Source organism: Ruegeria sp. CDSC079 (genome assembly GCF_059610505.1).
The window spans coordinates 333,008-357,844 of sequence record NZ_JBXWNT010000002.1; the positions used below are offsets into that span (position 1 = coordinate 333,008).

A 24,837-nucleotide genomic window follows, 5' to 3' on the forward strand; every position below is an offset into this window, starting at 1 on the left:
CCATTTCAAATGAGTTAACTTATGGCCGATCCATACTCTGACCTCGGCGCGCAAGACACCGCCCTTCAAGAGCGGATCGCAACAGCAATGGAAGTGCGCTGTTTAGAGCCTGCGCAGATTGCAATTCGCAAAGCCTACATGGAAAACCTGAGGCTCCCCAAAGGTGCACGGGCGCTGGAGCTTGGTTCAGGAACAGGACACGTTACCCGAGATTTGTTGGAGCTTGCAGGAGCCGCAACGGCTCATGGAATTGAACCCTCGCCCGTCATGGTCGCACGGGCCCAGAAGAGCTTTGGGGATGATGATCGACTTAGCTTTGATATCGGGGATGCCAAAAACACAGGTTTTGAAAGCGAGACCTTTGACCTTGTGTTAATGCACACGTTGTTGTGCCACGTCCCTGGACCTGAAGACGTTGTTCAAGAGGCCTTCCGCCTTTTGAAGCCCGGAGGTGTGCTGGCAATTTGTGATGGCGACTACAGTACCGCAACTGCGCAGATCGCGGACTTTGATCCGCTCGATCAACTCATCAAATTCATGATCAATCAAAATGTCACTAATCTTTGGATAATGCGTCAGATTTCAGGCATCCTGGTCGATGCCGGATTTCAACTTGGGGCTCGGAAAGGTCATGGATATGTGGCAGAAGGGGAAGCGACCTATTTTCTCACCGTAATTGAACGCGGAGCAGACCGCATGGTGGAAGAGGGTCTGTTATTTTCCGAAACTGCAGAGGCTTTGAAATCAGAAGCGAAACGCAGAGTATCTGCCAAGATGTTTTTTGGTTTTATGTCCTATGTGAGCCAAATCGCGAATAAACCCAAGATCGTTTGACCGTTCTCAGTAATCGAGCAGACAGACATTGCACAGCATCCGGCCTTCTTGGTTCAAAGCGGACCCTACCAGTTACCAGTAACAAAAAAGGCCGCCCCAAACGGAACGGCCCTTTATTCACTGTCTCTTTACAGAGGATCAGGCGGTCAGAGCAGCCTGAGCCTGGGCGACGATCGCGCCGAACGCTTCCGGTTCGTGCACGGCCAGATCGGCCAGAACTTTACGGTCCACTTCAATACCGGCCAGGTTCAGGCCGTTGATGAAGCGGGAATATGTCAGGGCTTCGTCATGCGAACGTACAGCAGCGTTGATCCGCTGGATCCACAGCGCGCGGAAGTTACGCTTGCGGTTCTTACGGTCACGGGTTGCATATTGGTTGGCCTTGTCTACGGCCTGACGGGCAACCTTGAAGGTGCTTTTGCGGCGGCCATAGTAACCTTTGGCGGCCTTGATAACCTTCTTGTGACGGGCGTGAGTTACGGTTCCACCTTTAACGCGGGACATGTCTTAATCTCCTCTTATCGATCGTAGGGCATATAGCCCTTGACGATTTTGGCGTCGGGGGCGGACAGGGTGGTGTTGCCACGAGCATCGCGGATGAATTTCTTGGTCCGCTTGATCATGCCGTGACGTTTGCCGGCCTGGCCAGCAAGGACCTTACCGGTCGCAGTCACCTTAAAGCGCTTTTTGGCGCTCGACTTTGTCTTCATCTTAGGCATTTCCGTCTCCTTTCGGGGTTCGGTTCGAAACGCGACTCGGCATGCCATCTCGGCCGGTCACGCGATCAGAAGCGCCGTTTACGCAAGTTCGACCATACTGGCAAGGGGGTTTTGGCTGAATCTGCAATTTTAGCAGCCCAGTCAGGCACCGGGGCGACGCAGGCCGCCCCGGTGGTCTATTTAGTGACCGTATTTGCGGATCTCACCGCTTTTCAGTCTTTCACTATACGATGCCAGTTCCTGACGAACGATCTTCATCAGGAAGTAGAGCGCAAAGACGTTCACAACCGCCATCGCAAAGATCGCCGCATCCGAGAAGTCGATAACCGGGCCGAGGTTGGCCGCAGCACCGATCACCACGAAGACGCAGAAGATGATCTTGAACACCAGCTCTTTGGTGTGCCCCTCACCGAACAGATAGGTCCAGGCCTTGAGGCCATAGTAGGACCAGCTGATCATAGTCGAGAAAGCAAACAGGATCACCGCAATCGCCAGAACATAGGGGAACCAGCTGAACGCGCTGCCAAAGGCGGCAGAGGTCAGGCTGACGCCTGAGTTGCCGTCAACGGTCGCAATAGCGCTTCCTGCTTCGTTCAACATATAGTTGCCGGTCTCGGGGTCGATGATCAACTGCTGAGTAATGATGATCACCAGCGCAGTCATGGTACAGATCACGACCGTATCGATGAACGGCTCAAGCAGCGAAACAAAGCCTTCTGTGATCGGCTCCTTTGTGCGCACCGCCGAGTGGGCAATCGCAGCAGACCCAACGCCGGCCTCGTTCGAGAACGCGGCCCGTTTGAAGCCCTGGATCAGAGCACCGACCATGCCGCCGGCCACACCAAGACCGGTAAACGCACCGGCAAAGATCTGACCAAAGGCCCAACCGATCATATCCGCATTCATGACGATGATGACCAGAGCCGCCGCGACATACATCACGCCCATAAAGGGCACAACTTTTTCAGTCACTCGCGCGATGGATTTAAGTCCACCGACGATCACCATGAACACGACAACCGCAAAGACCACACCGGTGATCCAACCCGGGTAATTCCCGACGATGCCTGCAATCTGCTGATGCGCCTGATTGGCCTGGAACATGTTGCCCCCGCCCAGCGCTCCAAGAATACAGAAGATCGAGAACACAACCGCCAGGATCTTACCTCCGGGTAGGCCAAGCTCGTCAAAACCCTTGGACATATAGTACATCGGGCCGCCCGAGACGCTGCCGTCTTCGTATTCGTTGCGATACTTTACGCCAAGTGTACATTCGGTGAATTTTGACGCCATGCCCAGAAGACCAGCCAGGATCATCCAGAAGGTCGCCCCGGGGCCACCAATGCCAACAGCAACGGCAACGCCTGCGATATTGCCAAGCCCGACCGTGCCCGACAGGGCAGTGGCCAATGCCTGAAAGTGGCTAACCTCACCCGCATCGTTGGGATCGGAATAGTCGCCTTTGACCAGACTTATCGCGTGGCCGAAAAAGCGCATCTGCACAAAAGCAAAGTACAGAGTAAAAACCGACGCCGCGATAACCAACCACATCACGATCCAGGGAAATCCTGTCCCGGGAATTGGTGCGAATATGAAGCTAACGAATGGCCCAGTGATATCAGCAAAAGCCTGATTGATCTTTTCGTCCAACCCGGGCGCCTCTTGCGCGGCGACGGGGCTGGCCATCAGGGTGGCGGCTGCCAATCCCAGTTGAGATAGTGTTTTCATTCCTGTGCCTCCCTCAATTCACGACCGTGACCGGTACATCGGCATGCATTACAAGGTTTTGCGTAGAGCTGCCGAAGATACGCTTTTTGAGGCCATCCGCGGACGAGCGTCCAACGACAATCTGTACGGCCTTGCTGTCTACCGTGATGGCATTCAGCGTTTCAGCCACATCTCCGTGGCGCACCACTCCGGTCGCGGCGAAACCCGCGGCCTTCAGGGCGTCGACGGCGGGTGCCACCACCCGTGTCGTTGCTAGTTCAATCTCCTCCTCACGCCGCATGTGCCGCTTTGCGTTTTCTTCAGGTGTCTGAAAAGTGTAGGGCGACCATTCAATGACATATGCAACCAGAAGCTCGCATGAACCAATTCTTTCAGCCAAATCTTTGGCGAAGGCGATGGCACGTTCTCCGGATTCTGTCCCGTCCAGTCCTATGACAATTTTTGTTGTCATCTCGTTCCTCCATTTATTGTTCATTTGACCGGGGCCCGTGCCCCCGGCAGGGCAGCCGGAACTTGGAGCATTTATTGTAGACTGCCCTCAAGTCAGTATCAGGAAAAATCACTAGGAAATGGTATTATTTTTGGTCTATTCTCAGTAAATTATCCCATTATGCGCCAAAATTACAGGGAATTTACCTAATGGACAGAGAATTGGACAAGATCGATCAACGCATCCTGCAGGAATTGGAAGCCAATGGCCGCCTGCCAATCGTCGAGCTTGCCATGCGGGTAAACCTGACCAACACCCCGTGTTCCGAGCGTGTAAAACGACTGGAAAGAACCGGCTATATCACCGGATACAGCGCCGTTCTGGACAAGGAGCGGTTGGGTCTCGGGCATATGACGGTTGTGCAGGTTTCCCTGGCTGCAACGTCTGAGAACTCATTGGATAAATTCAACGATGCCGTGCGCGATGTCACCGAAATCGAAAGCTGCCTGATGGTGGCGGGGTCGTTTGACTATCTGTTAACCGTTCGCACACGCGACATCGCCCATTTCCGCCAGACCCTGGGGGAAAAGATAAATAAGCTTCCGGGCATTCACCAGACCAGTTCCTTTACCGTGATGGAAATCGTCAAGGAACCGGTCGGGCAGAATGTCATACCCGCCTGATCAGCCAGGATCCGTGTTATAGATCAGCCTTTCGTCGCAAGGCGCGATCCGCAGGATATTGGTCGTGCCGGGCACGTTGAACGGAACACCAGCGGTGACAACGATCTGATCCGTGTCAGTTGCAAATCCACCAGAACGAGCAGCACGGGCGGCGCTGACGACCGCCCCTTTGAAACGCTCAAGCTCGGGCGTCATTACGCAATGGCAGCCCCAGCTCAGGCATAACCGACGGGCCGTTCCTTTTGCCGGGGTCATTGCAATGATCGGAACTCCGGGGCGTTCGCGCGCGGTCAACAGCGCAGTTGTGCCGCTTTGAGTGAAACAACAGATGGCCTTGATATCCGTTTTCTCGGCAATTTCGCGAGCGGCGGCGACGATGCCGTCGGCCACGGTAGTCCCCTTCGCCGTGCGCGATGCTGCGATAATCTGATCATAAGTGGGGTCGGCTTCGACCTCGATGGCGACCTTGTTCATGGTCTGCACGGCCTCGATCGGATATGAGCCAGCGGCAGATTCCGCACTCAGCATGATGGCATCCGTGCCTTCGTAGATTGCGGTTGCCACATCTGAAACCTCGGCGCGTGTGGGCATCGGGCTTTCGATCATGCTTTCCAGCATCTGTGTGGCCACAATCACCGGCTTGGCGGCGCTACGGCACCGGCGGACCAGACGTTTCTGGATCGGGGGCACCGCGGAAACCGGTAGCTCCACGCCCAGATCTCCGCGCGCAACCATAATGCCGTCAGAGGCATCGAGGATGTCGTCAAACGCTTCAACCGCAGCAGGCTTTTCAATCTTGGACAGGATCGAGGCGCGCCCATCGGCCAGTGCCCGAGCCTCAAAAACATCCTTGGCCCGCTGAACGAAACTCAGCGCCAACCAATCCACACCCAGCTGGCAGACGAATTCCAGATCACCACGATCCTTGGCGGACAAAGCGGCCAAGGGCAGCACGACATCCGGCACGTTCACGCCTTTTCGGTTCGAAATTGTCCCGCCGACCTCGACGGTACAATTAGCATGATCCTGGCCGCAATCCTGTACGATCAGGCGAATTTTGCCATCATTGACCAAGAGGCGCGCACCGGGTTCCAGCGCAGCAAAAATCTCGGGATGGGGCAGGCATACGCGGCCTGCGTCGCCCGGGGCCGGATCCAGATCCAACCGAAACACGGCACCCTCGATCAGCTCTTCCGCATCATTGGCAAATACGCCGACACGCAGCTTTGGCCCCTGCAGATCTGCAAGAATGGCGATAGGGCTGTCCAGATCCTTTTCGACCTGACGGATGATCCGGTGCCGCTCGCGGATTTCGTCATGGCTGCCATGGCTCATGTTCAGGCGAAATACGTCGGCTCCAGCTTCGTGCAATGCGCGAATGGTGTCATAGTCATTGGACGCCGGCCCCAGCGTCGCCACGATTTTCACATTTCTCAGGCGTCGCATTGACCTTGTTCTCCTCAAATCATGTCCTGAATTTGCGCGAATGTTACCGCAAACATCGACTCTGCCCGCTTATTGCGCAATTCCCTTTCCGAAGCAACTGTCCTAAACCTGCCGGAAACAACATGACAGGCTTATGACGTATTCTCCGTTTTTTATCCATGGCGCGGATCGCCCTTCCCGCTGGCTGATCTCATGTGACCACGCGACCAATACTGTTCCACCGGGAATCAATGGTGGGGATCTTGGCTTGCCGCGTGAGGATATGGAGCGCCACATCGCCTATGACGTGGGCGCCTATGAAGTATCGAAACATCTGGGTGAAATTCTGAACGCCCCTGTGATCGCGGCGAATTTCTCGCGCCTTGTGATCGATCCGAACCGAGGCGAGGACGACCCGACTCTTGTGATGAAATTGTATGATGGGTCAATCATTCCCGGCAACCGTCACGCCGATGCGGATGAGCGCGAGCGGCGTCTGAACATGTGTTACCGCCCTTACCATAGGGCATTGGCTGAGCTGGCCGCACTGCCCCATGCGGTGATCGTGTCGATGCATTCCTTCACCCGGCAGTTGCGTGGACGCGAACCGCGTCCCTGGCATGTCGGTGTGCTGCACACTCCGGATGAGCGTTTTTCGCGCCCACTGATCCACCGGTTGCAGGCTGAAAAGGACCTATGTGTTGGCGTCAATGAACCGTATACTGGCGTTCTGCCGGGCGATGCGATCGACAAGCATTGCACTGCCTTTGGCCGCCCTAATGCGTTAATCGAACTGCGCAATGACCTGATCGCCGACCACGCGGGGCAGCGCGCATGGGCCGAACGTCTGGGAATTGTCCTGGAAGACGCCCTTTCGCAAAGCGAATTGTGACTTTTGGTGGCTGAGAGCCTGCGCACCATTGAGCGACCGAGCCCGAAACCCCATATATCAGGCGAAAGGAGGCGATCATGACGCAAGAGCTTTTGACATCTGTTTTCGGCTGGATGGCGGTGATCAACCTTGCTGTGTTGCTGTTTTCGACCCTGATGGTCGTGCTGATGCAGGATTGGGCGGCTGGCATCCATAGTCGGATGTTCCAAATGGACCGCGCGGATGTAAAACGTGCGTATTTCAGGTATCTGGCCAATTACAAAATTCTGGTGCTTATCTTTTCCATCGTGCCCTGGCTGGCGTTGAAACTGGCCTAGCGCACTCAGGTGTTGCTGATGATTGAAACGGCCCGCTTGGGTTGTTAGGTCAACTTGAACATATTGGGCAAGCATCCGGAGCGAGAACATGGACCAGAAAACCGAAACCGAACTTCAGGCCGCCGCATTCCGCAGGTTGCAGCAGCACCTGATGGAAGACCGGACCGATGTTCAGAACATCGACATGATGAACCTGGCCGGATTTTGCCGCAACTGCCTGTCGCGCTGGTATCAGGAAGCGGCCAATGAACATGGCATTGAGATGGACAAGGACGAAGCCCGCCAGATCTTTTACGGGATGTCCATGAGCGAATGGAAAGCCAAGTATCAGACCGAAGCCAGTCCTGAAAAGCAGGCGGCTTTTGAAGTCTCATTCGAAGAAAATGTCGGCAAAAAGAGCTGAACGTGAAAATAGAAAGGCCCACCATTCCAGCGGGCCTTTTCTCAGTGAGGCGGCTGTCAACAAAGGTTTCACTGCCTCCGCTACATTCGCTTCTTACGGTTGTTCCGATCCGAAAGCGACGGGCGCGGCGAATTGCGCAAATGCCCAGCTTTACCTCAGCGCTCCTAAGATTTTGCCTTTATGGCCTGCGCCCGACATTTACGCTTTCTCCGAATTAAGGGATGGTTCTTCTGCTGACTTTCAGTGCAAGAAAGAATGTCTTTGCTCTTACTGACGGGTATGAAACGTGTTGAAACTGATCAAGAATGCGCGGCTCTATACGCCTGAGCCTGTTGGTCTAGGCCATATTCTCACCGCGGGGGAACGCATTATTTACCTCGGTAGCGCTCAACCCGAACTGCCGGATCCGCTTCAGGCTGAAGTCGTTGACGTCGAAGGTGCATCGGTTGTTCCTGGTTTGATCGACGGACATGCGCATATCACGGGTGGTGGCGGTGAAACCGGGCCAGCCAGCCGGGTGCCGCCGATGGTCTTGTCCTCGTTCACCCGTGCCGGGGTCACGTCGGTTGTCGGGGTGTTGGGGACGGACGATCTGACCCGCAACACGCAGACGTTGGTGCAGCAGGCCTATGGGCTGCGGGAGGAGGGGCTTTCGGCTTGGTGTCACACTGGTGGCTATCACGTCCCTCTGACCACGCTGACCGGTTCCGCCCGGGGTGATATCGTATTCCTTGATCCGGTTATCGGCGTTGGGGAGCTGGCGATCAGTGATCACCGGTCAAGCCAACCGACACTGGACGAGTTTCTGCGGATCGCAAGTGAGGCGCATGTCGCGGGCCTGATGACCGGCAAGGCAGGGATCGTGCATTGCCATATGGGCGACGGCGACAGGGGCCTGTCGATGTTGGAACAGGCAATCGCGACCTGCGAAATCCCCGCACGCGTCTTCAATCCAACTCATGTCAATCGCAACAAACCCCTCTTTGAACAGGCTGTCGCGTTGGCGCGGCACGGATGTTACATCGACGCGACCGCATTCCCATGCGAGCATATCGAGCCGGGCATATCAGCCGCCGAGGCCTATATCCAATTCCGCGATCAAGGTGGCCGCGCGGACCGGTTCACCATCAGCTCTGACGGGGGTGGCTGCCTGCCGGCCTTTGACCGTGAGGGCAATCTGACACGGTTTGGTGTGGGGTTGTCCGACACTCTGCCTGAAACACTGCGCGACCTGACCGATAAAGGAATGCCTCTGTCTGATGCGCTTGCTCCGATGACCTCTAATGTCGCCGATCTGCTCAGGCTACATCGAAAGGGCCGTTTGAAAGTGGGTATGGACGCCGATCTGGTGGTTCTTGACGAAAACACCGCTGTGCGGCATGTGATGGCCCGGGGGGAATGGCATGTCCGCGATGGCCAGATAGCCCGGCGCGGCATGTATGAACAGATTTGAACGTCCGCGCGGTCCCCGGTGGCTGCCCGCTATAGCTCCGGAAGGTAGTTAAGATATGTGCCCTGCACCCATTGATGCAGAGACCCCGCGCGGGTTCATCATCCCGATCGGCGGTGGCGAAGACCGCGTCAAGGAAATGCAGATTCACCGCAAATTCGTGGAGCTGTCCGGCGGCGGCGATGCCGATATTGTCGTGATCCCGACAGCCTCGATGCTGGAAGAAACAGGGCCGGATTATAACCGCATTTTCTCTGAGCTTGGAGCGGGTCAGGTTGAGTTCCTGCCCATCTCGCGCCGCGCCGATTGCGACAATCCCGACTATGCCGAGATGTTGGACCGCGCCACTGGGATATTCATGACCGGCGGGAACCAGCTTCGGTTGTCGGCGATTCTGGGTGGCACGCTTGTTGCTCAGAAAATCCGGCGCCGGAATGCGGCGGGGATACCGATTGCGGGAACCTCAGCCGGGGCGTCGGTCATGTCCGAGCATATGGTTGCAGGCGGCAGCAGCAATTCGGCCCCGGCTGAAGGCAATATCACTCTGGCCCCGGGCATGGGTTTGACCAATGCGGTCATCATTGACCAGCATTTCACGCAGCGTAACCGCCTGGGGCGCCTGTTAACCGCCTCATCTTTCAACCCTTTCCTGATCGGGCTGGGCGTTGACGAAGACACGGCGGCCTTCATTGGGCCCGATAACGTCCTTGAGGTAGTGGGCAGCGGAACGGTCACTGTGGTGGATGCCAGCCATCTGACGCATTCATCGATGTGGGATGCCCGTCGCGGAGAGGCGTTGAGCCTTCTGGGACTTCGGCTTGACGTTCTGGGCGAAGGGTGCCGTTATGATCTGACGGCTCGCCAGGCGTTTCCGCCGGATGAGCATATGGCGTTCTGTACATTGCCGGACCTGTCCGGGGACGAGGGCGCCGGCGGGGGAAAATAAAAACTAACCAACAGGGTGCCTCATGAAAATAATTTCGACCAACGTCTTTGTCGGCCCGAATGTTTGGGCAAGTTTTCCGGTTATTCGCCACGTTATCGATCTGGGTATTCTGGAAGAATGGCCTTCGGCAAAGATTGGTTCGGAATTTATCGACGCTCTGGTCGCGGCACTTCCCGGTTTGACAGAACATGGCTGTTCCTATCGCGAACCCGGCGGGTTCATCCGCCGCCTGCGCGAAGATGAAGGCACCTGGCTGGGTCATGTGCTGGAACATTGCGCTATCGAGGTTCAGAACGTAGCTGGTACGGATGTGACTTTTGGCCGAACGCGCGGCACTGGCGAACCCGGCCAATACAACATGGTTTATGAATACCGCCAGCGCGATGTCGGACTGGATGCGGGCAAGCTGGCGATGCGTCTGCTAATGCATCTGTTGCCACACTCCCTCAAGGACCAGGTGGATTACGACTTTGATCCAGATTTCAACTGGGATGATGAGTTACGCAGCTTTGTGCTGCGGGCGCAGCGCAAAGAATTTGGCCCCTCGACCGGCTCGTTGGTCAAGGCGGCACAAGAGCGGGACATTCCGTGGATCAGGCTGAACTCTGGCTCGCTGGTGCAGTTCGGACACGGGAAGTATCAGAAACGCATCCAGGCTACCATCACTTCTGAGACCAAACATATCTCGGTCGAGATTTCCTGCGACAAGGAAGATACCCACAATCTGCTGAACGATCTGGGCCTGCCGGTACCACAGCAGCGCATGGTCTATTCGGCACGCGAGGCGGCAAAAGCAGCGGGACGTATCGGGTTTCCTGTCGTCGTCAAGCCGCTTGACGCCAATCATGGGCGTGGTGTTTCGATCAATCTGAATTCAGAGTCCGAGGTCGAGGCCGGTTTTGCCGAAGCCAAGGAACATTCTCGCAGCAGGGCCATTCTGGTGGAGAGCTTCATCACCGGTTTTGACCACCGAATGCTGGTTGTGAACAACAAACTGGTTGCGGTGGCCAAGCGTGTCCCCGGACATGTCGTTGGCGACGGCACACACACGATTGCCGAACTGGTTGACATCGTGAACCAGGATCCGCGCCGTGGCATCGGACACGAGAAAGTGCTGACCATGTTGGAAATCGACAATCAGGCCAAACGCCTGATGGAGAATGCGGGCGTGACCGAAGAAACCGTGCTGCCGGAAGGCGAGATCTTCTATCTCCGTTCAACGGCAAATCTGTCGACGGGGGGGACAGCAATTGATCTGACGGATGTGGTGCATCCTGACAATCGTGACATGGCCGAACGCGCCATCATGGCGGTTGGATTGGATGTGGGAGGTGTGGATTTTCTGATCGACGACATCACCAAATCCTACAAGGATATTGGCGGTGCTATCGTCGAGGTGAACGCCGCCCCGGGCTTTCGGATGCACGTGGCGCCGTCCGAAGGTCAGCCCCGCGACGTGGCGGGCAGGGTGATCGACATGCTGTTCCCCGCCAATGAGGAAACCCGCATCCCGATTGCGGCGATCACAGGCACCAACGGCAAGACAACGACCTCGCGGATGCTGGGTCACATCATGAAAACCAGCGGCAAGACCGTTGGGATGACCTCGACCGATGGCGTCTATGTGGACGGTAAACTAAGCGTCAAGGGCGACATGACGGGACCGAAATCCGCACAGATCGTCCTGCGTGATCCGGCGGTCGATTTTGCGGTGATGGAAACCGCACGCGGCGGGCTTGTGCGGTCCGGTCTGGGCTATCAGCGGTCGAACGTGGCGGCGTGTCTGAATGTCTCGGCCGATCATCTGGGTCTTGGCGGCATAAACACGGTCGAGGAGCTGGCCGTTGTCAAGCGCGTGGTGGTTGAAAGCGCTGTGGATACTGCAGTGCTGAATGCCGATGACATCAACTGTCTGAAAATGGCCGACTACGCTCAAGCGGATCAGATTTTCTATGTCACGACCAATCCAGCGCACAGTCTGGTCAAGGAACATATCAAGGCCGGCGGCAAGGCTATCGTGCTTGAAAAAGGCATGAATGGTGACATGCTGACCATCTATGACAACGGGCTTCATATCCCGGTTCTGTGGTCGCATCTGATCCCGGCGACGTTGGAAGGCAAGGCAATTTTCAACGTCCAGAATGCGATGTTCGCCGCCGCGATGGCCTATAGTTTCGGCGTGGACCTAGATAATATCCGTCATGGGCTGCGCACCTTCGACACCAGCTATTTTCAGGCACCTGGACGGATGAATGTCTATGACGAACATCCCTTCAAGGTGATCCTCGATTATGGCCATAACCCCGCCGCGCTGAAAGCGATGGCGGCGCTGGCCGATCAGTTAGAGATCAAGGGCCGCAGGCTGTGCGTTGTAGCGATGCCTGGCGACCGGCGCGACGAAGATATTGTCGATGGGGCCGCCGCCCTAGCCGGACATTTTGATCATTTCATCTGCAAGGCAGATGACCGCCGTCGCGGACGCGGGCATGACGAGGTGCCGCAGATGATGCGTCAAGCCCTGATCGACAACGGCGTGGATGCCGCAGCCATCACGGTCATCCCCGACGAGGTCGAAGCGGTCAGTGCCGCGTTGGAGCAGGCCGGACAGGGCGATCTCTTGGTGATCTTTGGTGATGACACAACGCGCTGCTGGAAACAGATCATCTATTTCAATTCTGATGGCGAAGAACCCGAGGTCGCACCTGTGGCAGCCCCCGCAGAAACCTCGTTCGAAGATATGTTCGAAGGCGACCAGAACCTGATCCGGGATGAGCGTGGCGTGCGTCTTGCCCGTGAAATCAGCGAAGACGCGGATTGAGCGGAGGCACCGGAATGGACCGGATCGAAGAGCTTGAGACCGCGCTGACAATAGAAAGCGCGACCGTCGACCATATTCAGGTGGATGACGCCCGGCGTCTGACCGGGCCGGGTCTGTTGTGGGATCGACCCGGTGCGGTAATGGACGTGTTTTTCACCGAAATTGATGCCACGCAGGTCACCGCCCTGTGGGAGAACCACGCGCGTCGTGTGCTGGATGCGCTTGGCTGGCAGGATCAGGATCTGACCCATCGCATCTTTACCGGTGGCGTCAATTTGGCGATCTCGGCGCCAATGGATCAACTCTATTCCTCGATCTTCGCTGCGCAAACCGCCTGGCATTTCTGTGCCGCTGACCTGCTGGCATCCGAGCCCGGAGATTTCGATCAGATGGTTGCGGATGTCAAAGGCGTCATGGAAATGGAAGCCAATCCCGCACTGATCGCCTTGATCGCCGCGGCTGAGGCGCATGGCGTGGATATCCTTTGCGATGATGACGAGGTGTCGATCGGGCATGGTACAGGCAGTCAGACTTGGCCTGTTGATGGGCTGCCCACCCCGGGTGAGGTGGACTGGTCTGCGCTGCATGATATCCCGGTCGCGTTCATCACCGGAACCAACGGCAAGACCACTACGACCCGGCTGCTTGAGGCTATCGCACGCGCTTCGGGCAAGGTCGCTGGGCTAACCTCGACCGAGTTTGTCCGCGTGGGCGATGATATACTGGACCGTGGCGATTACTCGGGCCCCGGCGGCGGGCGGATGTTGCTGCGCGATAAAAGGCTGGAGGTTGCCTGTCTTGAAGTCGCCCGTGGGGGCATCCTGCGCCGGGGTCTGCCGACCCGCGCCGCCACGGCGGCGGCTGTCACCAATGTAGCCAACGACCATCTGGGCCAATACGGGGTCAACACGGTTCCGGAACTGGCCCAGGCCAAATTCGCCGTACATCGAACATTGGCCGAAGGGGGCGTGCTGGCCCTGAATGCCGATGACGACTTTGTCCGTGCCGAGGCGGAGAATACCTCGGCGAATATCTGGTGGTTTTCGCTGGACGCGCAGAACGACCTGATCCGCCAGGCGCGCGATTCAGACAGGTGCTGCGCCTATATACGGCAGGGAGATATCGTCTTTTTCGACGGCACAGCGGAACAGGTGGTGATCGCAGCTTCCGATGTCCCCCTGACCATGGGCGGCGCAGCGAAGTACAATATCCTGAACGCGCTGGCGGCCTTGTGCCTGGCTTTGGCGCTGGATTTTCCCGTTCAGGCGGCTCGGGATGGGTTGGCCGGGTTCAAACCAGACGCCAAGGATAATCCAGGCCGTTGCAACGAGTTCCGATACAACGGGGCACGGGTCTTTGTGGATTTTGCACATAACCCGCATTCGATTTCCGCCGTTTGCGATGCGCTGTTGAGCTTGCCAGCAAAACGGCGTTTCATCATGCTCAGCCATGCGGGGGACAGATCGGATCAGGATATCCGGGACGTAACCGCGACAGCGCTGAATTTCCAACCCGACGTGGTCGTCGCAACCGAGTTGGAAGGGTATCTAAGAGGCCGCGAGTCGGGGGAAGTTTCTGATCTGATCGAAAGGACAGCGTTGGAACATGGGTATGGTGCAGAACAAATACTCAGAGCCGCTTCGCCCAAACAAGCCGCATCAATGATACTCGAAAAGCTACAACCGGATGATATCGCTTTGTTGCTGGTTCTGTCCGATCGTGACGCTGTTCTCGCTATGCTCGACGGGTAAGAACAGAGGCGCGTGTCGGGATCACAGAGAGGGCGTGTTAGGAAATGAGTTTTTGGGCGGTCGGCAGTCCACATCCGACGCACTCACCCAGTGTCAATACGGCCCTGTCGGACCTTCGTCCCTATCGTATATCCGCCTCATCCTCGGATTTTTTGTTTTGCGCATTGCATCATACTGTCCCGCAATTCGAGGCCGAGTAAGCTGGTGCGACGCCGTTCAAAGGGCATTGAGCCTCTGAGCATTGGCCGTCGGGGCAGGTATGATGCCTGCCCTCAACTTGCTCGTGGCTGCCGAAACGGGCTCTAGCTGCCGGCAGAGACGCGCGACGAACCCTGCGGGATCACCTCGTATCCAGGCTCTTCTGGTTCGTCATCCGCCATTTCCGCAGGGAAGCCGGGGGCAAGGATGGAAAGACCGGTGGCGTCCTCTAACCGGCGGATAATGTTGGGCGATAGCTCGCGATCGCCATAGCGTGCAATGCCGTCGTCAAAAATCTGGCAAATCAAGGGTGAGACTTCCAGCGGCACATTGTTTCGTTCGGCAATACTTTGGAACAGGCCCACATCTTTTTTCACCAGATCCATGGTGAATGAGATATCGCGCGAACCGTTCAGGATTACCTGGCTTTCGGTAACATGGGAAAAGCTGTTACCAGACGAAATTTTGATCGCCTCGTAGGCTGTGTTCAGGTCCATACCTGCAGCCTTCGCCGTCACCAACGCTTCGGCATTGGCGACCAGATGGACGGTGGCCAGATAATTGGTAAGTACCTTGAGCATCGAGGCGCTGCCAAGCTCACCAGTATGCAGGATACGCCGTCCCATGGTCTTCAGCAACGGCAGAACTCGCTCGAACGTTGAGCGGTCACAGCCCGCAAAGATCGAGATATTACCAGTGTCGGCGCGGTGGCAACCGCCAGATACCGGGCAATCGACTGCGGCACCACGGGCTGCGATGACGATACCGCCAAGGCGTTCGGCTTCGGCTTGGTCAGTGGTAGACATCTCCAGCCAGATCTTGCCTTCTTTCACCTCTGGCAGCATCTCCTGCATGACAGCGTCCGATGCGGCAGGCGAGGGTAGGCAGGTGATGACGACATCGCAATCACGCATCAATGTTGCGGCATTTTCCGCCAACTTGGCACCCTTGGCCGCCGCCGCTTCCATCAAGTCGCGGTTTAGATCAAGAACCGTCAGGTCGATTCCGTTCCGCAAAAGGCTGCCTGAAAGCTTTCCGCCGACATTACCAAGTCCAATGAACCCTACTTTCATCTTCTATTCCTTCCGAGTGTACGAAAAATCCAAACAAAAAGATCCGCTAGGTGAGCGGTCGATAAGCGATTCCCGAGAACAAGGTGCCACCGACCCCTTTGTCTGATGAACGACGTTGGAACCTGCAATAACGCCAGGACCGGCCGCGTTTGCCACGAAGTCGAAGCCAAGCGCCGGATTGGCCACGAATGCGGCAATTCTGACTTTCGTCGATGAGACGTCTGGTTTGATCAAGTCCAGATTTCCTGTTCGGATTTGAGACAATTCAAAAACTTGTATCGCGACCTGAGCCGCAAGTGAAAATGATAAAACAGGCTATCTACCACAAAAATTATTTGTCGCTAGATTAGATCAAACCCAATACCCATAGTTGGTTACGCAGCTTCGAGGCAGCGGCCCGACATTTGAACGTTTCGCATATCGATGTCGACCTGTTGGAAGCTTGGCTGCGTGGACAGTTTGCCCCGGATTAGGGATATGCGAGAGATGGTCAGGACAAAACTTGCGGCAGCCTAGCTGTACATGGTCGGCTACGTAGGTCAGCTTCGGCGGAGCCAGTGCGATATTGTCGAAACAAGGCATATCTCAACGTCATTTGCCCGCCCGTTTCGGAGCTTCAAAGAAAACCAGAGGTGCAAAGATGAGATGGTGCTGCTGGAGAGAATTGAACTCTCGACCTCTCCCTTACCAATGTGTTTCTAAATCTGTTGGACTGGGTTTGATGTGAGTTGATTAAGCCGTCTCTGTCAGCATAACTGACTGTTATTTTTGGGCAATTTACTCAGTTCATTTTGCATGGCGTCGCATGTGGCTAGCTCCAGTTGTACTCCGCTCCCCTACTAATCCCCTACTAGTGACTCCACCCCATGGACGAGCGCAGGCAGAGGGACGGTGGTTGCCATCCCGGTTTATGGGAGTTGGCGAGTTTTATCGAGTGATCTGAGCGGCCACAAAAATAGCCGCTCGCTGACTTCAGACGCCGTGCCATCTCTGGCCGCACGTTGCGCTCGTTTGATCGGCTGTGTTGACGCAGGCCCCGCTGCCGTTTATTTTAGGAGCATTGAAGACAATTTGATTGTCTTGATCAGACCAAAAGGCTGATCAGATCTGAAGGTATAAACCTTCAGGTTTCACTTTCCGGTCTGCGAAACTACGAAAATCGGGTCTCGCGCGAGCAAAAGCTTCCCGCCGGGGAGCGTCCATTCTGGGCGTCGCGCATTCGCTTCTCACGAAGTTGAATGGAGTACCCGTGCCGTGAAAAAAGCACTAAAGAATATCCGCCGAACCAAGATGCTCGAACAGAGTGGGCGTTGCTACTATTGTGACCTGCCAATGTGGGACACAGCCCTCGATCACCGTTTGCCCACAATTTGTAGATCTAGCGGACTGCCAAAGTTCCTTCGATGCACCGCCGAGCATCTTCTCCCTCGTTCAGAGGGGGGAGCGAATACCGCCGAGAATATCGTTGCCGCCTGTTGGTACTGCAACACAGCGCGGCATAGGAGAAAATGCCCTCCGACTCCGGAGACTCATCGCACGCGTGTGCGGCAGCGCATGGCGGCGGGCCGGTGGTTGGCGGCGCAGGTCGCGATCTGTGTCAGCAGAGCATAGGAAGACATCCCGGTCGAAACGCCGATTGGCCCCACCTGTCGTAGAGTATGGCGTGTCTGACCCCACCCCATCGACGGGTGTAGAGACAGGCCACCCAACTGCGTGTCCCGCTCCGAAGGAGTTGGCGAGCTACATTGCAGGCCAGAATCCCAGCTGTTCGCCACTAAAGGCGTGTGAAAAATTTGAATGAGTGCGGACGATGGTCAGGCAATGACCAAAGGCATTTCGCCTGGTTTTGTATTCTTGGGCGCCATAATCTTAGCAAAACAATGCGCTAGTCGTTTTAGGCAATCGTGGTTTTCGAATAGGCAGCTGGTCTCCCTCGACGGCCCGACATACTAAAACTTCAAGTGCACCAACGCAGATTAGCAGTAGCCAATATGAAAAAAGAACTAGAAAAAGTACTCCAATATTGGCGCGTTTCACTGGCTGATAGTGCGCTAGGAGACGGCAAGTTCACGCAACGGGATCGGAAGCGGTTCATAGAGGTTTCGGGTGAAACCGTTCGTTCCGGAATTCTTCCGGAGGCGGTTGTCGACAGGGTGTTTGCAGGACAGAAGTCGGCAAAAGGCATTGCCGTTCGATTCTGGCCGCTGGTCATGGCTCGTAAATCCTCTCACGGCGCAGCACTGGTTGATGGATTGCCTGAGATTGTCGCGCCGGTAGTGAGCGAAGCAACGGTTGATCGCGACGGACAGATTACCCCTTTGCGCAACGCTCTGGCGCGCGACGTGCTGTCACCCTTACCATCTGGCGAATTTTCAATCGGCAGCGTCGACGATCTTGATAGATTTCTGACCGAGACCCCCTTGCCAGAAATGATCGTCGAAGGTTCATGGCCAGAGTATCTTGGTCATTGCCGCAAGATGGTCGACGCTGTCGCAGAAGGTTGGCCAAGCGGCGACGACGATTATCAGTCGATGGGCTTTGGTTTCCTAGAACTGGCCGAAGATGCCAGTGCCACAATTCGCAACATCGTGGACCTCTATGACAAACTTCTCAGCGACAAGCCAGATGCACGCCTCTTGAGCCAGGTCGCTCAGCCTGGCAAATCAACGACGAGCCCAAATCCCAAAATTGAGCGTGAGTTTGGTCGCCGTCTCGGCCATTCAAACCCAAACTTCCCACTATCTGAGCATCAACGGCAGGTCATGGCCTACCTTGATCTGTCAGAGCCAGGAGAAGTCATCGCAGTGAATGGCCCACCGGGCACTGGCAAAACCACAATGTTACTTTCCGCGGTCGCAAGTGTTTGGATACGAGCCGCCCTAAAGGGTGAAGATGCACCGGTCATCGTTGCCGCCTCTACGAATAACCAGGCTGTGACCAATATCATTGACGCGTTTGGCAAGGATTTTGCTCAGGGCGAGGGGCCTTTTGCAGGTCGATGGCTGCCTGATGTAAATAGCTTTGGGATTTTCCTGCCATCTCACTCCCGCAAGCTGGAAGCCGCGAAGAAGTATCAGACTGAAGACTTTCAGAGGGCCTGCGAGAGTGTCGAGTATTTCTCAGGCGCGAAGGAGGCGTATCTTAAGGCGGCAGAGGAGGCTTTTCCTTCCCTTTCCGAAACGAGTGTGAAGTCCGTTGTTGATGCTATTCAGGGAGCGATGGTGCACGAAGCTGAGAAACTCTCTGAATTAGATCGTGCGGCTGAGGCGCTTGGAGAAGCCCAGAAAGCAGTCGATGCGCTCCTTGGCTCAAACCCGGACGAAGCCGAAGAAGGTTTGATCAAGTCGACCAGCGAGAGACAAAGCAGTGAGTCAAGTTGCAAAGCTGCAAAATCTGCACTCGAGGCACACCTTGCGGCCGAATCTACGTTTGCGGCTCTCTTCAATTTTCTACCGGCAATCAAGAAAAAGCGGGTCTTGCTTGCCCGGCAAGCCGTCCGCGAATTCATGCCTGACCTTGGTGAGTTTAGGCGCGTGGATGAGCTCGAAGTCTATTTAGCTGACAGCTTGCGTTCGGCGGAGGCGGCAAGAAGAAGAGCCGAACAGGAACTTGAAAGAGCGCGGACAGTTCGTTCCTCTTTAGCGGGCGCCGAAAGTCGGTGGGAAAGTGCGAAGGCCGCGCTTGGCGAGGCAGTCGAAAGTTCGGAGCTAGAGCAGATCGCGGATCTAAGCATCCGCTTCAAGCTTTTCTTACTTGCCACACACTACTGGGAAGGGCGGTGGCTGCTGGAGATGGAGGCCGACCTTGCTGGCATTTCAGGTTCTTCAAACAAGCGGGGGAAAGCAACAATAGTCCCGCGCTGGCATAGACGCATGATGTTGACACCTTGCGCCGTTGCCACATTCGCAAGCTTGCCAGGCAAGTTAGCTTACAGCCGCAAGACAGGGGGTAAATGGGCGAAGGAGTATCTTTATAACTTCATCGATCTTTTGATCGTGGATGAAGCCGGGCAAGTCTTGCCGGAAGTAGCCGGAGCTAGTTTCTCTCTGGCAAAGCGTGCTCTGATCATTGGCGATACACAACAGATCGAACCCATCTCTTCCGTGCCAAAGCCAGTGGACGTCGGAAACCTGCGGGAAGTCGGCCTTCTGAAAAACGACGAAGACTGGGATGCTCTCTCAGCACGCGGGCTTTGTACTACCACCGGCAGCGCTATGCGCCTTGCACAAGAGGCTTGCCAGATTTCACCCTACGAGGAACTTGAAAAGGGTCTGTATCTCTTTGAGCACAGACGCTGCTATGACGAGATAATCGATTATAGCAATGCGTTGTGCTACAAAGGAAAACTACGGCCAATGCGTGGGCGTGTGCCGCCAGACACCAAGTTGCCGGGCTTGGGTTACTTGCATGTAGACGGGCGAGCAATGCGGGCTGGAAGTAGCCGTGCAAATCCATTGGAGGCCCGGACGATTGCGGCATGGCTTGAAGCCAACAGATCGGAGTTGGAGAGCCGTTATAAGGCGCGACTTGAACAAATTGTAGGTGTAGTGACGCCATTTGGCAGACAAGTAGGTGAAATACGGACCGCTTTGGCAAACAAGGGAGTTTCCGTTGACCTGCGCGACGGCATGACGGTCGGAACAGTTCATGCGCTTCAAGGCGCTGAACGACCAGTTGTTATCTTCTCTCCTGTTTATTCGAAACATGCCGACGGCAACTTTATCGACGCCTCGTCGAGCATGCTGAATGTAACAGTGTCACGCGCCAAAGACAGTTGCCTTGTGTTTGGGGATATGGACGTTCTGGCAACAGCCGCCCCTGGGTCGCCTCGTGCCATGCTTGGAGACTTCCTCTTCAATTCCACAGACAATGCGCTTGAGTTTGAGACTGAACCAAGAAGTGATTTGCAGATCGACAATGGCGAGCTTCAGATGCTTCGCGACGCTGCGGAGCATGACGGATTCCTTCTTGAAGCTCTTGCTGGAAGCGGGCGGCGCTATTCCATCGTTAGCCCCTGGGTTGTCACTCGCACCATGGAAAACGTTGGTTTCCTGTCCGCTTTTGAGAAAGCTATTGGCCGAGGAGCCAGTGTCGACGTTTACACAGACCCACTCTTGAACAATTCGACCGGATCGAATGGCCAAACCCAAATGACACTCGCCGAAGCTGCACTTACTGATATTGGTGTGCGACTTCACAAAGTTCCCCGGTTGCATAGTAAGATAGTGGCAATCGACGACGACCTATTGGCTATAGGGTCTTACAATTGGATGAGCGCCGATCGACACGGTAAGTATGCCCGCCACGAAACCTCATTTGTGTATAGGGGGCAGCATCTGGAAGTGGAAATTAGTACTATTTTCCAGAGTCTTGGCGGGCGAGAGAATTAATCGCACATCGATGGAATTCATTATGTGAAGTGAGTCATGCGTCTACCAAGCTCGACAAAAAATTGGGGTAGTTGAGATGAAAGATGTTCTAGACGTGATGACCTGGCCGAGGGCTGAAAGGTCAAAATTCAATCTTGGCGCTGAAAATGGCTTGTATGCGCTTTTCCTGCGCCCTGGCGCCCACCTGCCCAAAATTGAACCCGGCGTGGCTGGTTTGATTTATATTGGTAAGGCATCAGGAGCAAAGGGGCTCAAAGGGAGGTGCCACTTCCTCGGCAAGACAAGAAATCATTCACCTCGAAAAAGTCTAGCATTCCTCCTACGAGAGATATTGACGCTGGCGCCAGAGCTTGTGCGAAAACCAAATTCCCCTCCTACTTGGACACTAGAAACGCAAAGTGAAACCCGGTTGACCGACTGGATGATGGACAACCTTTTGCTGGCGATTGCTCACGAGGAACGGCCGGAGCCCACGGAGCGGCTTCTACTTCACAAGTACTCACCGCCCCTTAACCTTACAGGATGCCTGCAATCCTCTACCCATCAGGCAATCTCAGACGGCCGAAAATTGATGCAAATGCAGGCTATCTCTAGTTGTAGTTGATAGGCTTTGAAGTCAGGTAAGGTCCATTATGTTACCGGCCCATAGCGTCCATTTTCTCAATTCTTGTACTGTGAATGGACGGAATTGAGGTTTGATGTGATCCTTCAGTTTAGGATTGATATGCATCTCTCAAGCAACCCCTCATTTTTAATGATTATCACCAATAGCCTTTTTCTTGTTCTAGTAATGTTTTGAAAAAGCATCTTGGACGACTCGTAATACGTACGACCGGTGTAGATCAAATCACCGTTATCGTCATAATTGAAAAATCTATCCAAGACGATTGCAACATTGTCAAACTCTTGACCAATGACGGAGTGCGAAACCTTGCTCCAACTCGGATAATAGGTTTCGTGGAACTCGTTGTCGTATTGAGAGGGCGTAAATCGAAGAATCTCCCATTCAGAATCGCCCAGAGACAAGATATACTGCTTTGCACTCTCAGTATCAGAAAAGTACTCCAGCTTGATGTTACTTCGTTCGGTCAGTGCCGCACTTTTTTTCTTATCAAAAAGCATCTTGATGAAGTTCGCCACTTCCTTGTTTGAGCGAATCTTCTCTGAAAGATTGAATGTTGACAGTGGCGATAGAGTTGAAATTTTGCCACTCGCATCAACGCGTTCTTCGTGCTTTGCAAGTGCCTGAAGCCCATCAAATGAGAACAAGCAAACCCCACCGACTGAAGTAATTTTCGCATTTATATGATCAATCTGGTCGCCGGAAAGCCGTTGCGCTTCGTCCACGACAATGAGGTCGTATTTTGAAAGATCATAAATATGAAGTCGCTTTATTCGAGCGATTTCCCAACCATTATCACGAAGAATTTCTTGGCCGCTGTTTAAGTTACCACAGTGAAAAACTAAAACAGATTTGCCAGCTGAAATTGCAGACGACGCAATATCATAGGCTAAAAGAGTTTTCCCAGTTCCTGCGCCGCCGGTAAGAGCAATGAATTGGGGTGCGCGGGGTTGGTTGAGGAGAATCTGGATTTTTTTGGCGTACTCCTCCTGCTGATGAGTTAGGAAGTAGTGGCCGCTTAGAAAGCTCTCCGTAGAGTTGAATGGCGAAACAAGAAACTTCGATGGTTCAAATAGATCGTGCGGGTCTTTCCCTACCAAGACATCTTGTTCCACCAATATCTTAATGAGTAGCCCGACGGCACACTCCTCAAGAACGCCTTCTTCACTCAAGTGGATTAGGGTTTGGTCGTTGGAGACAAAAGTAAAGTGGTGTGATGGTTGGCCAAGAGCTTCAAGATAGTAGCGATTGCGGACAAGCTGCTTGAGAATTTTTTCGTCGTCTCGCGTCCGCTTAATTTCAATGTTCAATGTGTATTCCTTGCCGAAACGCAGCAGGTCAAACTCTTTTCCTATTTGTGGGATTTTGTAGCCAACATAGAACTCGTTCAGTTTGTCTGCTTTCACTTCATTTGCAGACAATACGTCAACAAGCGTCACTAGATCCGAGACCTCGTCATCCTTCAATGCAACATCAAAGTGTTGTTTGAAACTTTCAACCACCGGTGTTGAAAGGCTTGCATGTGCTTGTCTCAAAGATAGAAGGTTCGTCGGGGTGGGCACTGCTGAATCCTCTCTGGTAGATGCGAAATGGCACACTAGACGTTGCGGGCCGGTTCTCAATAACGATGTTTCCGATGAGACGGGAACGCTCCATCAACTAGTCCCTTAAAACTGCTTTCGAACAATTTGTCGCGTTGATTTCAAAGACCCTAAATCCATAAAAAGAATTGTAACGGGCGCCTTTTGATACCTGTTCCGTAACGGTTTTTTGAGATGAAAAAAAATTGAGGCTCATAGCCTCTCCGCGTTGTCACCATCCATTGAAACCACAATAGCAAAACTCCCGTAAGCGCAGTTATGTTAACAGGCTGCGCCATTGCCACGGGCCGCACCAAACCCGTTAAACACTGCAAACCCGGGCAACCCCACCCATCGACGGCGGACAGCGCTTACAGTGGGCGAGCCATCCCCGGATCGAGCGAGCTGGCGATCGACGTTGATTCTTGTCCGTCGTCAGGTTTTTTGGAACCAATGGCTGCCTACCGGAACGGCTTGTGGCAGTCGTGATGACGTACAAATTGGGAGCGGCACACACACTATGTATATAGCCGGTGATCAAATACTTGCGCCTTCGCATGCGCGCGCGGTGTGATGAGGTTGGACGCTACCTCATGCTTTATATAAGCCTCTGATAATGAATGTAATTCCGAGATTTACGAAATAATTTGAGTTGAGGCCAGAGGAGGTCTCAATGACAAGTTTACACTTCACAAAGCGCTCAATCGAAGCGTTGTCTCACCCGAAAAAGGCCAAGCTCTATACCGTGATACTTTCCCGCGCGGACTAGGAATCCGTGTTGGCGCGCGGTCCAAAGTCTTCTTTGTTGAAGGTCAGGTATATAATAATAGATGTCGAACGCTTGCGTCAGCCAGTCGATGTATTTGCCCAGAAAATCGTCTTGTTGGCTCGCAATGACAAAAAAGAAGACTGTTATGCAGCATGACTGACAATGAAGATGAAGAACATCCTCCTCACACTGGCGTTGCGCGACCACCCTTAGAGCTGCTTTTGCTAGCACTTATCGATGGACACACCAACGGTGGCAAAGATCGCTCAAAACGATTGAACCAAGCAATGCTGGCGATTACCGGCGAAAAGGCCGCTCCGGGGCCTCTGCCTAATGATCCCTATGAACGTGGTTGCCTGTTGATGGCTGAGTTGGAACACAAAGATGCTGCAGCCGTCTTTGATTTTAAATGGAAGAACCGGCACAAAACGGATGTTGACCAGGCGGCACCAAAGGTGCGTACGCCACATAAATTAGCCGAAATTGCCGAAGAGAAAGTTTTCGGTTCAAAGAATCCGGACACGCAAAAGGCAAATCGACAGAAGCTGCGCGAACTTTACACGGGCAGCTATCAAAAGAAGCTCAAAGGTCGTGACGGTGTCGATCACCGCGCAACATACATGTACCAGGTCACAGAACAGGACTTTGTAGCGGAGTCTTTGGAGCGCCAGTCGCTTTTGGTGATCGCCCGAGAGCTAGAGTCGATGGGTATACCCTTCAAGGTATAGTTTTAGCCGTCAGAAGTTGCGCAGAAATAGCAATTCTGTCCGCAACATCGGTGACGCAATTTCCATCAGTTTCTTACGTGT

General features: G+C 54.5%; 22 protein-coding genes. 13 read left to right on the forward strand and 9 right to left on the reverse strand.

Features of this window, described 5'->3' with window-relative positions; all coding sequences use genetic code 11:
- Positions 1-87: 87 nt before the first annotated feature.
- Complete coding sequence (locus AC2FIC_RS04950; RefSeq protein WP_281973127.1) at positions 88-834, forward strand: methyltransferase domain-containing protein; 747 nt, start codon at positions 88-90, stop codon at positions 832-834.
- A 138-nt stretch (positions 835-972) separates the two neighbouring features.
- Here AC2FIC_RS04950 and rplT read toward each other — a convergent pair whose 3' ends face one another.
- From rplT to AC2FIC_RS04970, 4 genes are all read right to left on the reverse strand, one after another.
- Positions 973-1,338 (reverse strand): 50S ribosomal protein L20, encoded by a 366-nt coding sequence (gene rplT, locus AC2FIC_RS04955; protein ID WP_142637903.1) that lies wholly within the window; start codon positions 1,336-1,338, stop codon positions 973-975.
- Positions 1,339-1,352: 14 nt separating this feature from the next.
- Positions 1,353-1,553, reverse strand: a complete 201-nt coding sequence (gene rpmI / locus AC2FIC_RS04960; protein WP_010443552.1) for a 50S ribosomal protein L35 — start codon at positions 1,551-1,553, stop codon at positions 1,353-1,355.
- 180 nt (positions 1,554-1,733) lie between these two features.
- Positions 1,734-3,281, reverse strand: coding sequence for an alanine/glycine:cation symporter family protein (locus AC2FIC_RS04965; RefSeq protein WP_271950089.1), 1,548 nt, complete (start codon positions 3,279-3,281; stop codon positions 1,734-1,736).
- Between the two features lie 13 nt (positions 3,282-3,294).
- Positions 3,295-3,732, reverse strand: a complete 438-nt coding sequence (locus AC2FIC_RS04970; RefSeq protein WP_142637907.1) for a universal stress protein — start codon at positions 3,730-3,732, stop codon at positions 3,295-3,297.
- Between the two features lie 188 nt (positions 3,733-3,920).
- On the opposite strand from AC2FIC_RS04970, the gene AC2FIC_RS04975 reads away from it, so the two are divergent.
- Entirely contained in the window at positions 3,921-4,394 is a 474-nt protein-coding gene (locus tag AC2FIC_RS04975; protein WP_271950091.1) for an Lrp/AsnC family transcriptional regulator, read from the forward strand.
- Here AC2FIC_RS04975 and pyk read toward each other — a convergent pair whose 3' ends face one another.
- A complete protein-coding gene (gene pyk / locus AC2FIC_RS04980; RefSeq protein WP_142637911.1) occupies positions 4,395-5,840 on the reverse strand; it encodes a pyruvate kinase in 1,446 nt (481 codons plus the stop codon).
- Positions 5,841-5,973: 133 nt separating this feature from the next.
- Here pyk and AC2FIC_RS04985 point away from each other — a divergent pair, with 133 nt between their 5' ends.
- From AC2FIC_RS04985 to AC2FIC_RS05015, 7 genes are all read left to right on the forward strand, one after another.
- A complete protein-coding gene (locus tag AC2FIC_RS04985; RefSeq protein WP_496692216.1) occupies positions 5,974-6,711 on the forward strand; it encodes an N-formylglutamate amidohydrolase in 738 nt (245 codons plus the stop codon).
- A 77-nt stretch (positions 6,712-6,788) separates the two neighbouring features.
- Positions 6,789-7,028 (forward strand): DUF6868 family protein, encoded by a 240-nt coding sequence (locus AC2FIC_RS04990; RefSeq protein ID WP_142637915.1) that lies wholly within the window; start codon positions 6,789-6,791, stop codon positions 7,026-7,028.
- A gap of 88 nt (positions 7,029-7,116) precedes the next feature.
- A complete protein-coding gene (locus AC2FIC_RS04995) occupies positions 7,117-7,431 on the forward strand; it encodes a DUF1244 domain-containing protein (RefSeq protein WP_281995544.1) in 315 nt (104 codons plus the stop codon).
- A 286-nt stretch (positions 7,432-7,717) separates the two neighbouring features.
- Positions 7,718-8,884 carry a beta-aspartyl-peptidase gene (gene iadA, locus AC2FIC_RS05000; RefSeq protein WP_282027701.1) on the forward strand — a complete coding sequence of 389 codons (1,167 nt, stop codon included), beginning with the start codon at positions 7,718-7,720 and terminating at the stop codon, positions 8,882-8,884.
- 55 nt (positions 8,885-8,939) lie between these two features.
- The gene (locus AC2FIC_RS05005; RefSeq protein ID WP_142637921.1) at positions 8,940-9,827 is read left to right on the forward strand and encodes a cyanophycinase; all 888 of its coding nucleotides are present in this window, start codon (positions 8,940-8,942) and stop codon (positions 9,825-9,827) included.
- Positions 9,828-9,849: 22 nt separating this feature from the next.
- On the forward strand, positions 9,850-12,645 hold the full coding sequence (gene cphA, locus AC2FIC_RS05010) for a cyanophycin synthetase (protein WP_496692217.1): 2,796 nt from the start codon (positions 9,850-9,852) through the stop codon (positions 12,643-12,645).
- 14 nt (positions 12,646-12,659) lie between these two features.
- Positions 12,660-14,396, forward strand: coding sequence for a Mur ligase family protein (locus tag AC2FIC_RS05015; protein ID WP_496692218.1), 1,737 nt, complete (start codon positions 12,660-12,662; stop codon positions 14,394-14,396).
- 302 nt (positions 14,397-14,698) lie between these two features.
- Here the strand turns inward: AC2FIC_RS05015 and AC2FIC_RS05020 are convergent, their stop codons facing one another.
- Entirely contained in the window at positions 14,699-15,667 is a 969-nt protein-coding gene (locus tag AC2FIC_RS05020; RefSeq protein ID WP_496692219.1) for an NAD(P)-dependent oxidoreductase, read from the reverse strand.
- 1,332 nt (positions 15,668-16,999) lie between these two features.
- Here AC2FIC_RS05020 and AC2FIC_RS05025 point away from each other — a divergent pair.
- Positions 17,000-17,278 carry an HNH endonuclease signature motif containing protein gene (locus tag AC2FIC_RS05025; RefSeq protein ID WP_496692341.1) on the forward strand — a complete coding sequence of 93 codons (279 nt, stop codon included), beginning with the start codon at positions 17,000-17,002 and terminating at the stop codon, positions 17,276-17,278.
- Here the strand turns inward: AC2FIC_RS05025 and AC2FIC_RS05030 are convergent.
- The gene (locus AC2FIC_RS05030) at positions 17,197-17,442 is read right to left on the reverse strand and encodes a hypothetical protein (protein ID WP_496870046.1); all 246 of its coding nucleotides are present in this window, start codon (positions 17,440-17,442) and stop codon (positions 17,197-17,199) included. The two genes, AC2FIC_RS05025 and AC2FIC_RS05030, sit on opposite strands and share 82 nt — an antisense overlap.
- A gap of 216 nt (positions 17,443-17,658) precedes the next feature.
- On the opposite strand from AC2FIC_RS05030, the gene AC2FIC_RS05035 reads away from it, so the two are divergent.
- Together AC2FIC_RS05035 and AC2FIC_RS05040 are read left to right on the forward strand one after the other, a co-directional pair.
- A complete protein-coding gene (locus AC2FIC_RS05035) occupies positions 17,659-21,057 on the forward strand; it encodes an AAA domain-containing protein (RefSeq protein ID WP_496692220.1) in 3,399 nt (1,132 codons plus the stop codon).
- Between the two features lie 76 nt (positions 21,058-21,133).
- The gene (locus AC2FIC_RS05040; RefSeq protein WP_496692221.1) at positions 21,134-21,661 is read left to right on the forward strand and encodes a GIY-YIG nuclease family protein; all 528 of its coding nucleotides are present in this window, start codon (positions 21,134-21,136) and stop codon (positions 21,659-21,661) included.
- Positions 21,662-21,765: 104 nt separating this feature from the next.
- On the opposite strand, the gene AC2FIC_RS05045 is transcribed toward AC2FIC_RS05040, so the two are convergent.
- Both AC2FIC_RS05045 and AC2FIC_RS05050 read right to left on the reverse strand, forming a co-directional pair.
- Positions 21,766-23,241, reverse strand: coding sequence for a DNA/RNA helicase domain-containing protein (locus AC2FIC_RS05045; RefSeq protein WP_496692222.1), 1,476 nt, complete (start codon positions 23,239-23,241; stop codon positions 21,766-21,768).
- A 609-nt stretch (positions 23,242-23,850) separates the two neighbouring features.
- Positions 23,851-23,952: an LCI fold-containing protein gene (locus AC2FIC_RS05050; RefSeq protein WP_496692223.1), complete on the reverse strand. Its 102-nt coding sequence runs from the start codon at positions 23,950-23,952 to the stop codon at positions 23,851-23,853.
- Positions 23,953-24,180: 228 nt separating this feature from the next.
- On the opposite strand from AC2FIC_RS05050, the gene AC2FIC_RS05055 reads away from it, so the two are divergent.
- Positions 24,181-24,756 (forward strand): hypothetical protein, encoded by a 576-nt coding sequence (locus tag AC2FIC_RS05055; RefSeq protein WP_496692224.1) that lies wholly within the window; start codon positions 24,181-24,183, stop codon positions 24,754-24,756.
- The last annotated feature ends 81 nt before the right edge of the window (positions 24,757-24,837 follow it).